The organism is Leptospira kanakyensis, from assembly GCF_004769235.1.
Lineage (GTDB): Bacteria > Spirochaetota > Leptospiria > Leptospirales > Leptospiraceae > Leptospira_A > Leptospira_A kanakyensis.
In genome coordinates, this window is the sequence record NZ_RQFG01000012.1 from 65146 (window position 1) to 79215 (window position 14070).

Annotated in this window: 11 protein-coding genes; 5 read left to right on the forward strand and 6 right to left on the reverse strand. The window is 38.6% G+C overall.

The genetic code is table 11. The features are described 5' to 3' along the window. Positions 1-39: 39 nt before the first annotated feature. From EHQ16_RS09880 to EHQ16_RS09895, 4 genes are read left to right on the forward strand one after another with little or no spacing between them, the layout of a single operon-like run. Positions 40-1794 carry a phospho-sugar mutase gene (locus tag EHQ16_RS09880; RefSeq protein WP_135635990.1) on the forward strand — a complete coding sequence of 585 codons (1755 nt, stop codon included), beginning with the start codon at positions 40-42 and terminating at the stop codon, positions 1792-1794. Beyond that, positions 1791-3008 (forward strand): aspartate aminotransferase family protein, encoded by a 1218-nt coding sequence (locus EHQ16_RS09885; protein ID WP_135635988.1) that lies wholly within the window; start codon positions 1791-1793, stop codon positions 3006-3008. Before EHQ16_RS09880 ends, EHQ16_RS09885 begins: the two co-directional genes overlap by 4 nt. Beyond that, complete coding sequence (leuB, locus tag EHQ16_RS09890) at positions 3005-4084, forward strand: 3-isopropylmalate dehydrogenase (RefSeq protein ID WP_135635986.1); 1080 nt, start codon at positions 3005-3007, stop codon at positions 4082-4084. The genes EHQ16_RS09885 and leuB overlap by 4 nt, the downstream gene beginning before the upstream one ends. A gap of 16 nt (positions 4085-4100) precedes the next feature. Continuing rightward, positions 4101-4511 carry a response regulator gene (locus EHQ16_RS09895; RefSeq protein WP_135599893.1) on the forward strand — a complete coding sequence of 137 codons (411 nt, stop codon included), beginning with the start codon at positions 4101-4103 and terminating at the stop codon, positions 4509-4511. On the opposite strand, the gene EHQ16_RS09900 is transcribed toward EHQ16_RS09895, so the two are convergent. The 4 genes from EHQ16_RS09900 to EHQ16_RS09915 are packed head-to-tail and all read right to left on the reverse strand — an operon-like array spanning position 4492 to position 9733. Next, positions 4492-5232: a purine nucleoside phosphorylase YfiH/LACC1 family protein gene (locus EHQ16_RS09900; protein WP_135635984.1), complete on the reverse strand. Its 741-nt coding sequence runs from the start codon at positions 5230-5232 to the stop codon at positions 4492-4494. The two genes, EHQ16_RS09895 and EHQ16_RS09900, sit on opposite strands and share 20 nt — an antisense overlap. After that, positions 5219-6790, reverse strand: coding sequence for a hypothetical protein (locus EHQ16_RS09905; RefSeq protein ID WP_135635982.1), 1572 nt, complete (start codon positions 6788-6790; stop codon positions 5219-5221). The genes EHQ16_RS09900 and EHQ16_RS09905 overlap by 14 nt, the downstream gene beginning before the upstream one ends. Before the next feature lie 3 nt (positions 6791-6793). Then, a complete protein-coding gene (locus tag EHQ16_RS09910; protein WP_244242046.1) occupies positions 6794-7855 on the reverse strand; it encodes a hypothetical protein in 1062 nt (353 codons plus the stop codon). A gap of 30 nt (positions 7856-7885) precedes the next feature. Beyond that, positions 7886-9733 (reverse strand): extracellular solute-binding protein, encoded by a 1848-nt coding sequence (locus tag EHQ16_RS09915; RefSeq protein WP_425269954.1) that lies wholly within the window; start codon positions 9731-9733, stop codon positions 7886-7888. A gap of 54 nt (positions 9734-9787) precedes the next feature. Between EHQ16_RS09915 and EHQ16_RS09920 the strand changes: the two genes are divergently transcribed. Further along, positions 9788-11116 carry an alpha-amylase family protein gene (locus tag EHQ16_RS09920; protein WP_135635979.1) on the forward strand — a complete coding sequence of 443 codons (1329 nt, stop codon included), beginning with the start codon at positions 9788-9790 and terminating at the stop codon, positions 11114-11116. Here the strand turns inward: EHQ16_RS09920 and EHQ16_RS09925 are convergent. After that, positions 11106-13160 (reverse strand): RelA/SpoT family protein, encoded by a 2055-nt coding sequence (locus tag EHQ16_RS09925; protein WP_135635977.1) that lies wholly within the window; start codon positions 13158-13160, stop codon positions 11106-11108. The two genes, EHQ16_RS09920 and EHQ16_RS09925, sit on opposite strands and share 11 nt — an antisense overlap. Further along, positions 13160-14023, reverse strand: a complete 864-nt coding sequence (gene nadC / locus EHQ16_RS09930; RefSeq protein ID WP_135635975.1) for a carboxylating nicotinate-nucleotide diphosphorylase — start codon at positions 14021-14023, stop codon at positions 13160-13162. The genes EHQ16_RS09925 and nadC overlap by 1 nt, the downstream gene beginning before the upstream one ends. Between the last annotated feature and the right edge of the window lie 47 nt (positions 14024-14070).

Here is a 14070-nt window from a genome sequence, read left to right on the forward strand (position 1 = left end):
TTCCAGACTACTTAGCTTCAAAAGATTAGTATGTAAGCTATGTTGAAACCAGAAGACAATATCCTATCTTGGACGAAATCACCTTTTTCATCGGAAATCCAGAATGAAGCCAAAAAGGCTTATGAAGATTGGAAGGCTGGGATCAGTTCGGAACTCGTTGATGCCTATGTTTCTCCTCTCAGCTTTGGGACTGGTGGGATTCGGGGTAAAATAGGAAACGGGATCGGCAAGATGAACCTCTACACAGTGGGTCGCGCCGCACTTGGTTTCATCAGTTATTTAAGAGATACCAGAAAAAATGCCTCAATTGTCATTGCTTATGATTCCAGAAGGCTCTCTAAAGAATTTGCAGAACTCTCTGCTGGCATTGCCGCCAAACTTGGTGTGAAAGTTTATATTTTTCCCAAAGTAACACCGACTCCACTTTTATCTTATGCCATCCGCTATTACAAAGCCAGTGGTGGGATCGTCATCACAGCATCGCATAATCCACCTGAATACAATGGATTCAAAGCCTATCTTGAAGATGGGGGCCAACTCGTTCCGCCAGATGATTCACTCATCATAAAAAGAATTAGTGAAATCAATGACTGGTCTTCCATCCCACTTGTACAAAAGTCAGACAAAGATTATAAAAAATTGGTCAAACCGGTAGGATCTGTCGTTTTCAAAACCTACTTAAAGGATTTGAAACAAGCAGGAATTCTTTCTTCGGTAAAACCAAAAACAAGAACCGATCTTGGGATCGTATACTCACCGTTACATGGAACTGGCGGAGAGTATATGAAAGAAATGTTAAATTTCTTTGGATATAAATCTGTATTTCTTGTTCCCGAACAAAAAAAACCAGATGGTGAATTCCCAACAGTTAAATATCCAAATCCAGAAGAAAAAGAAGCCCTCGCCTTATGTGAGTTTCACGCCAAAAAGAAAAAAGCAGCTACCTTTATTGCCACTGACCCCGATGCCGACAGACTGGGCGTAGGAGTTCGCCGCCCCGACGGAGAATATGAATACTTAAATGGAAACCAAATTGGTTCTATTATGGCAGCTTACCTTTCCGAAAGGAAAAAATCTAAAACCAAAATTTATCATTTGGTAAAAACCATTGTGACAACTGACTTACAAGAAGCGATTGCCAAAAAAAACGGAATCAAAATCAAAAATGTTCTTACTGGTTTTAAATACATCGCAGAAGAGATGAAACAAATTGAGAACAAGAAGAACAATATCTTCTTGTTTGGTGGTGAGGAATCTTATGGATACTTACCCGTACCCTTTGTTCGGGACAAAGATTCTTTATCCAGTGCCTTACTCTTTGTGGAGATCCTCGCAGAAAAAGGGGATCTTCTTACCTACCTCGATTCCATTTATTTAAAATACGGATTGTATCGGGAAAGTTTGTATTCTTTGACCTTAGAAGGAAGTTCAGGCCAAGACAAAATTAAAAAATCCATCGAGACACTTCGATCGGAAAACTTAATTGGGAAAACCATTGGCGGACGAAAGGTTGTAGGAGTAACCGATTTCGAAACACAAAAAGCAGATGGAAAAGCGAAAGCCTCTGTGTTCAAAGGAATGCCAAAATCCAATGTCATCCAAGTAGAACTAGAAGGAAATGCCAAACTCACCATCCGCCCATCGGGAACAGAACCAAAGGTAAAAGTGTATTCGTCCTTTGCTTCTTTGAAAAAACCAAAAAAACAATCAGAGATATCCGGACTCTGGGATTCTCTCGGAAAAGAAATCGCCCAAGCAGAGACAGAATTTTTACAACTGGCAGGTCTAAAATGAGTAACGATACAAAAACCAAATTCGAAGAAATCAAAAAACTTTCTGACAAGTATCTTCTAAATACATACAATCGTTATCCGGTGGCTTTTGAATATGGTGTCGGAGAGATGATCTTCGATCAAGATAACAAAGGTTATATTGACTTTCTTGCAGGGATTGCCGTTTCCAATTTAGGACATGGAGAAGCAGACCTCATCGAAGCCATGCGAAACCAAATGGATAAAATCCTCCACTCTTCCAACCTCTACTTTTCGGAAGAACAAGCAAAACTTGCCGAAGTCATTATCGAAAATAGCATTCCAGGAAAAGTATTTTTATGTAATTCGGGAACCGAAGCCAACGAAGCTGCTTTCAAACTCATGCGTAGACATGGAGTGAAAAAAAATATCGACAAACCAGTCATCCTTGCCCTCCACTCAAGCTTTCATGGTAGAACTCTATCTGCAATGACGATGACAGGAAACGAAGCCGTTCGTTCTGGATTTGGTGAGTTGGCATCTGATGTTTACTTTGTCGAAGCCAATAACGAAGACTCACTCATCCAAGCCTTCGAACAGTATGGTGACTCTGTTGCCGGAATCATTATGGAACTCATCATTGGGGAAGGTGGAGTGGTTCCCCTCACCCAATCGTTTGTCAATTTAGCGCGTAAACTCACAGAAGAAACTGACTCACTCCTTGTTTTCGATGAAATCCAAACTGGAATGGGAAGAACAGGAAAGATGTTTTGTTTTGAACATTACGGAATGTATCCGGATGCCTTCACTCTTGCCAAAGCATTGGGTTCAGGATTTCCGATTGGTGCTCTTGTGGTTGCCAAAGAATACGAAGGGATTTTGGAACGAGGGATGCATGGATCTACCTTTGGTGGAAATCATTTGGCTTGTGTGGCAGCATACGAAACATTCAAAATCATCTTATCACGTAACCTACTCGATCATGTTTCGACCATCTCAGAACAAATGTTTGCTCGTTTGAAAACCATGATAGAATCAACGGGAAAAATCAAAGAAGTCAGAGGGCGTGGTTTACACATTGGTGTAGAATTGTATTCCGAATCAAGACCCGTTGTGGAAGAATGTTTGAAACGTGGACTTGTTGTGAATAGCACAGCAGGAAATGTCATTCGCATTATACCTCCTCTCATCTTAAGCATCGAAAAAGCGACAGAAGGATTGGATATTTTAGAATCAGTATTAAAGGATATGAAATGAAAAAAGTAGCAGTACTCGCAGGAGACGGAATCGGCCCAGAAGTTATGGATGTGGCCCTATTAGTGGTCAAAAAAGCATTAGGAAACAAATCATCCGAATTTACCTTTGAACACGCATTAGTTGGTGGTGCCGCCATTGATGCCACAGGATTTCCTCTTCCCGATGAAACCTTAAAACTTTGTGAATCATCTAACGCTATCTTTTTTGGATCTGTGGGTGGGCCAAAATGGGAAACCCTTCCCCCAGAAAGACAACCAGAACGTGGGGCACTTCTCCCACTCCGCAAACATTTTGATTTATTTGCTAACCTTCGTCCTGCGATCATCTACCCAGAACTCAAAAAAGCAAGTCCCATCCGTGGTGACATCATCGGTGATGGACTGGATATTTTAATCCTTAGGGAATTAACATCAGGAATCTATTTTGGAAAACCAAAAGGGAGAGAAGGAAGTGGGCCTGAAGAATTTGCTTTCGACACTATGAGATATTCTCGTCGTGAGATCGAACGAATTGCACGGACAGCTTTTGACGCGGCAAGAAAACGAAATAAAAAAGTAACAAGCATTGATAAAGCGAACGTATTAACAACATCCGTATTATGGAGAGAAGTGGTAGTAGCACTTCATAAATCTGAATACTCTGATTGTGTTTTGGAACACCTCTATGTAGACAATGCTGCCATGCAGCTCATCGTAAAACCAAAACAATTTGATGTCATGCTCTGTGAAAACATGTTCGGGGACATCCTTTCGGATGAAGCATCCATCATCACAGGATCCATTGGTATGTTACCTTCCGCTTCCCTTTCCGAATCTGGGTTTGGACTCTATGAACCATCAGGTGGCTCGGCTCCAGACATTGCTGGGAAAGGAATCGCAAACCCCATTGCACAAATCCTTTCGGGAGCCCTTATGTTACGATACTCCTTTGGATTGGAAACCGAAGCGGTGGCGATCGAAAATGCCATTCGAACGGTTCTAAAGAAGGGCTTTCGCACAAGAGATATCGCCGAAGAAGGCTCATCTGTCCTCGGTACGAAAGAAATTGGTGTTGAAATCGAAAAGGCACTTGGATAAACTACGGAAGAACTATATGCAAGCAGGCATCGGACCGACAGGCAGACCTTACCAAATTCTCATCGCCGAGAATTCCAAATTCCAGTCCAAACAGCTCCAACAGATTTTGGAATCAGAAGGTTTCAAAATCATTGGAGTTGCCGAAACAGGGAAAGAACTTCTACAAATGTACAAAGACAATCGCCAACAGATTGATCTTGTAACCATTGAGATTTTTCTTCCTGAGGTTGATGGATACGCTGCTTTCTGGGATATGAAAGAAATGGGGGTTCTTCCTCGAATTCTTTTTATTTCAGAAGAGAATACTCCTTCGGTCATCAAAGCACTTCTCGAAAATGGGGCCATGGACTATATCGTCAAACCCATCAAACGAGAGAAAATCTTGGAAAAAATCAAAGAAACCCTGCTTAAGATTCCCAAAGTATAAAATTCAAATTCCGGCCTTCTTCTTTGGCTCTATGGCTGAAGTAAAGAGGGCTTCGGTAAACATTTATATGAGAGTTTTTGACTCCCCCCATTTTCGAAAATTTTTCCTTCACTCTTTTTTCAATCGCGATCCCAACATCCAATAAAAACTTTCCTTGTCCTTTCTTACATAGAACAGTTTCACCGAATTGACTGAATAAATTTGCAACATCCGATTCTACTTCATAATCAGAACCTTGGATATAGGGCCCAATTTCTAAATGCAGTTCTTCTTGCGTATAACCTAACCTAATTGCGGTATCTATCATTTTTTCGGTGATACCTAAACTAGTTCCCTTCCAACCGGAATGGATCATAGCAACAAACTGTTGTTTGTTTGAATATAAAAATACGGGAACACAGTCTGCCGTGCGAACCACTAACATAGTTTTTGGAATTTCCGTATACAATCCATCCCCTTCCAGAATTCGATCTGCGCTCAAACGAGACTGCTGACTAGTAACAGAGTGGAGCGAATCACCATGGACTTGGTTCAGGGTGGTGATTATTGGTTTTGAAGTTTTGAATTCCCTCTCCACCCAAACCTCAGTATATTGTTTCCACAATTCCGCAGTTTTGGGATAAATAGAATCAACTTCCCTTATACCATCTAAACTTTGTTTGCCGGCAGTCCCAAATTTGATTTTCCCATAAGGGACTATAATTTCTCTAGTGTATTCCATTGGATTCCAGAAAGGATTTTGGTTGGTTCTTATCCCAAGTTTTAAGTTTAAAAGTTTCGAATAAATCAGAACAGTTCCAATCGTTACGTTGACAAAGAGAACTTATTTTCACTGGATCATAAGATAAAAGGTAAAATCGTAACGGAATGTTTCTCCACGTATATTGGATGTATGGAAAATTATTTTTTGGAAGACGGTTATCGAGTAAAATCTCAATTTTACGATCAAATAAATCTTTTAAATCCAATTCACTCTCGTGACCAACTCTTCCCCGGGTTCTAATATTCTTTTTTGCAAATTCTCTATCTGTTAAACCTGATTCCGCTTCAAAAGCAAAATTTGGCCTTAAATAATAAACAAAATGAGCCTGTGCACCAAAGAAGGCAACGCGGAAATCGGAAAGAGCACCATTGTCATAACCAGAAGTCCGAATCAAATGATCTTCATAAAACATTCGTTCTTCGACGATTCCATGCCAATCTGGAATTCTTGTTCCTTGTGTTTTCAGGGGGTCAATATATACTGCAGTAGATAAAATAAATAAAAAAGCCACAAGGATTTGGTTCTTTGTAAACAAAGACAAAAAGAAAGATGTTTTTTTCGATTCTATTTGAGAATTTATATCCCATTCATGGATCTGTCGAAATGCCAAATAAGAGAGATAGGGTAAAATGGGAATCCAGAACCTGTTCCCCATAAAATCTCCACCCACATACAAAACATAGAAAATGTATAACAGAATCGAAGAAAGTAAAAACCGAAATTTTTTCTGGTTCAAAAACAATTGATAAATTTGAATTCCAGAAAGAACTAAAATGAAAAGATAAAGAGGATAGGACTTAAAAAAATAAAGAAGATAATAAAACCCTTGGGAAAAATATGCTCCCTTATTTCCTTTTGCATAAAAAGTATTCGGAAAGATATCATCATAATAAAAAACACGAAAACACAAAAATCCCAAAAACAAAAAGCCAAATAAAACTGGTTTCAAACTCCTCTTTCGAAAGAGCCAATCCAGGGAGGCAATGGATAAAAAAAGTGCTCCTTCGGGGCGTACAAGTGCAGATAGAAAAAAAAGTAAAAAAAGAAATTCGTTTTCCTTTTCCCATAAGAGAAACCCGAAACAAACTAAAAAAGTAAACAAGGATGTTTCTAAACCTGATGTGGCAAAGATTTGGAGATGAAAAAATAAAGCCAAATGAACAAGAAGGAACGGATAGATTTTACCAACAGAGAGACGATTTTCTTCATAGAAAAAAACAAACAAGGTCATCAAATAAAAAAGAATACCAAAAAAAAGCGAAAGGAACTGAGGGGTTAGTTTTAAGAAATAACCTAGGGAAAGTAGGAGTGTCCAAAGAAAATTGGTATAACCTTCTACCCTTTCTTCAAAATTAAAAACTAACCCTGAACCTTCATATAAATTACGCGCATAAACAAAACTGATATAAGCGTCATCACAGATCCACTTCCACTTAAAACTTTGGTAGAATGCGAATATAAAAAGAAGAAGAGAAAGTATATAAAAAGAAATAACATTCCGTTTGAAAAATAACATGAATTAGTCCAGTTCAAATGATTTGATGAATTCTTCAATGATTAGAATATGATCCATCTCCGGTGTTGGATTTTCTTCAGATGGTTCATACAAATAGTCATCAAAAACGTGAAAATCAAAAATCTTTAATTCAAAATCGGGTAAAGTGATGATGATATTTTCTGCATGGATATCAAAGATTAACTTTTCTTCTTCTGCCAAAAATTTTGTCACTTCGATCACACGATTGAAATCAACAGCAATTTTTTTTAACTTCGATTTTGAAATCACACCGAACCGATGGGAGTCAAAATTCAATTTCCATTTGGGAAAAAATTTGTCCATAATTGGATTTTGATCCAACTTTTCATTTCGTATGGTAAATTCTTTTAAATGTTTACCAGCAAGTAATGGTTGTTGGTCGCAAGGTGTAAGAGTGACATTGGGAATTCCAAAGGGATTGTTTCTCACCCGCATCCCCATAAAAAAACGAGTAGGCACCACTAAGTCAGGAATGAGGGATTTTAATTTCCAATAATGGAGTCGTTCTAATCCCAAACGTTTGAATTTAAAATCGATTTCATCTTTTTTTGAATCACGAGAAGTTTGACTTTTTAAAAAATCTCGGAGTTCAATCTCCTCAGGTTTTAAAAACCGGGAAAGGTCTTTACCCACTTCTTTAAATAAGGATCCAAAAATTGCATCAGATGGTAACTTTGATTTCCCAATTTTGACCACTTGGTTCCAAGGGAGTTTATAAACAAATTTATAGGAACCTCTGCCAATGTATCCGTCTTTAGACAATGGCATAAAATTATCTAAAAATTCACGATCATAGCGGTATGTAATTCGAAAGACATGAGAAACAGGAAAAAGTTTTTCATACAAATTACGAAAGAATCCGGACTTTCGTAATACTTCGTCAACGGGAAGATCCTCAATGGGGATTGGAATTTCTTTTTTATCAGGATCAACAAACAGCTCTTTGTCGAGACCTTTCTCCAAGAGCTCCAAAAACTGAGGAATTTTTCCCCAGTTTGGATATTGGTTCCAGAGTTGGCTAATCCGATCGCGAATTCCCTTGATCGGGCCTTTTTTTTCAGTCACGGTTAGATTTTACTTCCAACGGACTACAGCTTCGTAATCAGTAAATTTTTCCTTCTTGGAAACGGCATTTGATAGATTTTTATCCTTCTCTTCATCATACCACCAGTAGTCAGATGAAAAACTTTCATCTCCATACTTACCCAAAGGTAGATTAGGAACTCCATATTTTTGCCAATACAGAAGCCTTGTACTTGGCAAATGCCATAACAAAACATAAGGATATTCTTTATAAACAATGCGATCGATTTGTTTCAAAATTTCATTACGATTAAATACAGAGAATTCTGTTTTTTGTTTTTCGATGAGTTTGTCTACTTCTGAAATTTTTAGTCCGGGTAAGTTGGGTTGTCCTTCTTCATCCGCATACTTTGAAAGCCATTGTGATTCAGGATCTTTAAACACTCCCGATCCCCAAGCGGCCCAAGTCATATCAAAATCGTATTTGTCCACTCGTTCGCTCCAAGCAGCCAAATCCAAAGTGTCAATGGATGCACGAATACCCACTTCTTTTGCTTTTTCTAAAAACAAAGTGAAATACTTTTCTGTTTTTTTATCCCGATCTAATATAGAAAACTGGAATGGTTTTCCATCCTTTTCTAAGATCCCTTCTTTATTGGGTTTCCATCCTGCTTCTGCTAAAAGTTTTCTTGCTTTATCGATACTAAATTCAGTTGGTTGGTTGGGATTTTTTTCACCACCTAAATAAAAATCAGGATAATAACTGTTTGTTGGATCATATTCACCATACGCTAGTTTATCGATCATTAATTTACGATTTACAAGTAGGTTCATAGCCTCTCTCACACGTTTGTCAGAGAAAATAGGTCGCCTCGAGTTCATTGCCCAACCTTGGAAACCAATTGGTTTTAGGTTGAAGATCCTTTGTTTAGCAATCCAATTTTTATCAAAGGCATCTCCCTTTGCTTCTTCTACCCAAACAAAGGCAGAATAAACTGGATAAATATCAATATCTCCTTTTTTAAAGGCTTGGAGTGCAACAGCTTCTTCGTTATACACTTTATAAACAATTTGATCAAAGTTATTTCGTCCTTCGTTAAAAGGATAAGCTCTTTGCCACCAGTCCCCTCTTCTTTCTAATTTGATATATCGATTCTTTTTGACTTCAGTGATTTTATAAGGACCCGAAACCACAGGGAACTCCATGTTCTCCTTATTAAAATCTTTACCTTCGAAATGATGTTTCGGCAAAATAAAGATCGAAGAAGCAATATCATTAAAATTATTCCAATGAACTTCCTTTGCTTCAAATACAACAGTTAGGTCATCCAACTTCACTGGTTTTAAAAATCTAGACAATGATACACGGAACACGGCAGTTCCATTTTTGGGATTCATAATGGTATCATAAGTAAAGATCACATCATCTGCTGTTACAGGTTTGCCATCAGACCAACGTGCATTCGAATCTAAATAGAATGTAAATTTCTTTTTGTCAGGAGAAATTTTCCAGTCCCTTGCAAGGTGAGGGATGGTCTCCAAAGTCAGTGGGTGGTATCCAGTGAGCGGTTCATATAAACTGGTAAAGATCCGTGCTGTGGTTGTAAATTGATCCAAATAATAATTCAAAGACTTAGGAAACTGGTGGGAATAAATTCGAATCTTTCCACCTTTTTTGGCTTTAGGATCAGCTACCGGATTTTTCAATCGGAGGGCATTCGGAATCGAAGTCACATCACCTTCCCAAGGAAGATCAATGACCTTGGACAAGGAATCTTTTGTATCTTCTTCCGAACAATGGAGGAAGAAGGCCATTGACAAAAGTCCTGTCAAACCAACCAAAACTATCTTGCGTAAGGAGGAACTATACTTGAATATTTGAACTTTGTTATGAAACATCCCTTCCATCAAATCCATTTGTACGAGATAGGCTCAAGGCTTTTTTGTACAAAAATGAAGGAACCTCTCGAAAGGGCTCTCCCTTCCCAAAAGAATTCCCTTCCTTTTCTTTGGGCCGATGAAATTTGGCTCATGGGTGTCTGGAAAAATAGCCCAAAATCGCAGTCCATTGCTCGTTCTATGCCAGAACTCCAACCAGGATTCCAAACAGCCAAACACCCTCTCCTTCCGGAAGATATTTACGGATCCCCTTATTCTATTTATTCCTACGATCCGGATCCTTTGATTTCAGAAAATGACAACCTAACGTGGGTATACGAAATGATCCGCCAGTGGGATAAAAAACTAATTCTCGATTTTGTACCAAACCATATGGCAATCGATTCTCCTCTCATTGAATCAGATCCAAATTTATTTCTCGTAGCAAATGAATCTATTTCCCAAAAGAATTCTTTTTTACATCCCAATGGAAACCGTTACGCTCATGGAAGAGATCCTTATTTTGATGGATGGACAGATACCATCCAATGGGATTTTTCCAATCCTAATGTAGAAGAGAAACACATTCAAATTTTGAAGGAAATCGCAAAACAATGTGATGGTGTTCGTTGTGATATGGCAATGTTACTCCTTCCTGATGTTTTTGAAAAAACTCACGGAAAAAAATCGACTTACGATTGGAAACGAGTGATTGAAACTATAAGCCAAGAATATCCAAATTTCAAATTTTATGCAGAAGCCTATTGGGGAATGGAAAATCGATTGCTGAACTTAGGGTTTGATGCCGTTTATGATAAATCCTTTTATGATGCATTGAGAGAAAATCATTTTTCCTATATCTCCCAAAATTTAAGAGAAAATTCAAATCTAACCCAAATCCGATTTTTAGAAAACCACGATGAAGATAGAGCCAAACATCAATTTGGTGAAAACTCTCATTCCTACTTTAGCCTCCTCTCTGCCACTGAATGTATCCTTCTATTTCACGAAGGGCAGGAACAAGGATTGATTCAAAAAATCCCAGTCCAAATGATTCAAACTGATTTTGAAAAACCAAATCCCGATTCAGAAGATTTTTATTTCCGGGCTCTAAAAGTGATCACCAAAAGAAAATCTGGTAGTTTTGTATTCTGGCCGGATTATAAAGAGTTTAACGACTCTCCCGTTTTTATTAAATCCATCCAAACAAAAAACCAAACAGAACTGTTTCTTTGGAATGAAAACCATGGGGAGGTCTCTGGATGGATTCCCTTCCAAGAAGGAATCCAATTCCAAACTAACTTAACCGACCTGATAACAGGAATTACCTACCCACAAACAAAGTCAGAAGAAGGAATTTATTTCAAATTAGGACCAAACGAAGTGCAGTGGTTTATTTTTTAACCCTTTCCGCAAAAACAACACCTTGGATCATTCGTAAGTTTTCTAAAATTTCTTTGAGTTGGTCTAAGTGATCTACTTCTAACATAAATTTGGCGGTGAGTGTTCCGTTCGGGTGCGATGATGCTCCAGCTTCCAAAATATTTGTTTCTGTACTGGAAATGGACTCCACCATCGATAAGTAGATTCCTTGAACATCTTTGGCACGCACTTCAATTTGAATCGGAATTGGTTCTCCAGGGCCTTCCCAACGAACTGGAATGGTTTTCATCCACTCGAGTTGTTTGTTTGCCGTCGTACAATCTTTCTTATGAACACTCACTCCCCTTCCCCTTGTGATAAATCCAATGATTTCATCTCCAGGGATAGGCGTGCAACAGGATGCCACACGAACAGGCACATCGTTCCAACCCGCAACAGAAATCCCAAATTCTTTGGACTCTTCTTGGTGTGGATTCGTTTTATGTGGTTTTTTAATCTTAACTTTTTTGATTTCTTTGATTGTGTTTTCATCAATCGCAGGTGTTTGCGTTTCTAAAACAGAACCAATGGTTTCTCGTTGTGAGTCTTCTTGTAATTTTCGAAAATAAGCACGTAACTTCTGGCGAGCACCTGATGTTTTTACAATCCGTAACCAGATAGGAGATGGTTTGGAACTTTTTTCTGTAATGATCTCAACCTGGTCTCCTGACTTTAACTCCGTACGAAGTGTAACCATCCTACCGTTGACCTTACCACCGCGAGCATGTAATCCTACATCAGTATGGATTCGGAAAGCATAATCAAGAACCGTTGCTCCTTTGGGCATCTCAATGATTTCACCTTTAGGAGTAAAAACAAAGACCTCATCTTCATGGAGATCATACTGTAGTTCCTCCATAAATTCTTTGGAATCAAGGCTAGGGTCTTGCCAAGATTTTAAAATTTCCAACCACTTCATACGGAAGGCATTTTCTACACCGTTCTGCAAAATGACCGAAGTTTTAGAAAGATTGGTGGATTCTTTATAAGCCCAGTGGGCGGCCACTCCATTCTCTGCGATGGCATTCATATCTTTGGTTCGGATTTGGACTTCCATTGGACGACCGTCAGGCCCAAAGACTGTAGTGTGTAAGGATTGGTAAAGGTTTGTTTTGGGAGTCGCAATATAATCTTTGAACCTTCCTGGAATGGGTGTCCAAAGGGTGTGTACAATTCCAAGTACCCCATAACAATCTTTGATTTCATTTGTGATGATTCTTACAGCACGAAGGTCAAAAATTTCAGAAAAAGATTTTTCCTTTGTGACCATCTTTCTGTAAATTGAATAAAAATGTTTGGCCCTACCATCAATACGGGCATCAATACTTATCTCAGCTAATCTTTGCTTGAGGATGATTTTTATTTTTTCAATGTATTCGTCGCGTTCTGATTTTTTGGCTGAAACTCGTTTTTTAATTTCTTGGTATTCTTCTGGGTGTAGAGATTGGAAAGCTAAATCTTCTAATTCAAACTTAACCTTATAAACTCCCAGACGACCAGCAATGGGTGCATAGAGGGATAAAACTTCTTTGGCAATCCGTTTCTGTTTTTCTTCTGGTTGGAACTTTAGGGTGCGAACATTATGTGTTTTGTCTGCAAGTTTGATGAGCATCACCCTAACATCTTTGATGGTTGCCAGTAACATCTTACGGATATTTTCCGCCGCTTCCGTTTCTTTGGATTGGGATTTAATCTCAGAAATTTTGGTCACACCCTCTACTAGGGCAGCAATATCTTCTCCAAACTCACGGGCCATATCTTCTTTACTATAACTTGTATCCTCTACAACATCGTGCAAAAGTCCCGCAGCAATGGCCCTTTCATCCAATCCAAGTTCATCCAAAACGGATGCAACATTCATGGGATGGATGATATAAGGTTCTCCGGAAAGGCGTTTTTGCCCCGTATGCATTTTGTCGGCAATATGGTATGCCTTTTCAATTAATGTGGCTTTTTCTGGCCCAAGTCGTTTCTGGACTGCTTCGAATAACTCCTGTTTATCTTTAATATCTTGGTATAATCCCATTACTTAATATCCAAACTTATATCTAAAAATTTTACAGTATGAGTTAAGTAACCCATACTCACACCAATATCTTGAAATTTAGATAGAAATTTTAATTTTTCAGGAGTGATTCCACCAGAACATTCAATACGAATTTTTGGTGATTTCTCTTTGATGAGCGTTATTGCTTTTTCAGTATCTGAATCAGAAAAATTATCTAACAAAATAATATCAGGATTTGACGTGATAGCTTCATTCAGTTGAGAGAGGCCGTCGATTTCTAGTTCTATTTTTTTCCCAGGATTAGCATTTCGAACAATTTGCACAGCGGACTGGATGGATCCAGCTTTTGCTACATGATTGTCTTTTAACATGGCCATCTCAGACAAATTTAAGCGATGGTTGGCTCCCCCACCAGTATACACCGCATACTTTGCAAGTTTTCGATAACCGGGTAAGGTTTTTCTCGTATCCAAAATAAGGAGGTTCGGGAATTCTTTTGTCACCTTACTCGCGTTTGTTGCAATTCCCGATAAGTATTGGATAAAATTTAAAAGGATCCGTTCCATTTTTAGAACATTCACAAGTGAACCTTCTAAAGTTCCAATAATGGTTCCTTTGGAAAGGGCCGCTCCATCAGAAAGTGCAGGAATCCATTTCACATTTGCCTTTGTTTTTCGAATGAGGCAAGGAATTACCGCAAGTCCGCATAAAACTCCCTCTTCCTTGGCAAGTAAGGAGGCTGTACATATTTCATCAGAACCAAATAAAGAATCGGTGGTGATATCTCCCGCAGGCAAATCTTCTTCTAAGGCAAGTGTGACTAGCGCTTCAAAGTCTTTTTCTGAAATTTCCGTGACCGGTGTTGTGTATCCTCGAGTCATATAATCCTACTATTTAGACAAAAAAAAAGCTGCCTTTACGACAGCTT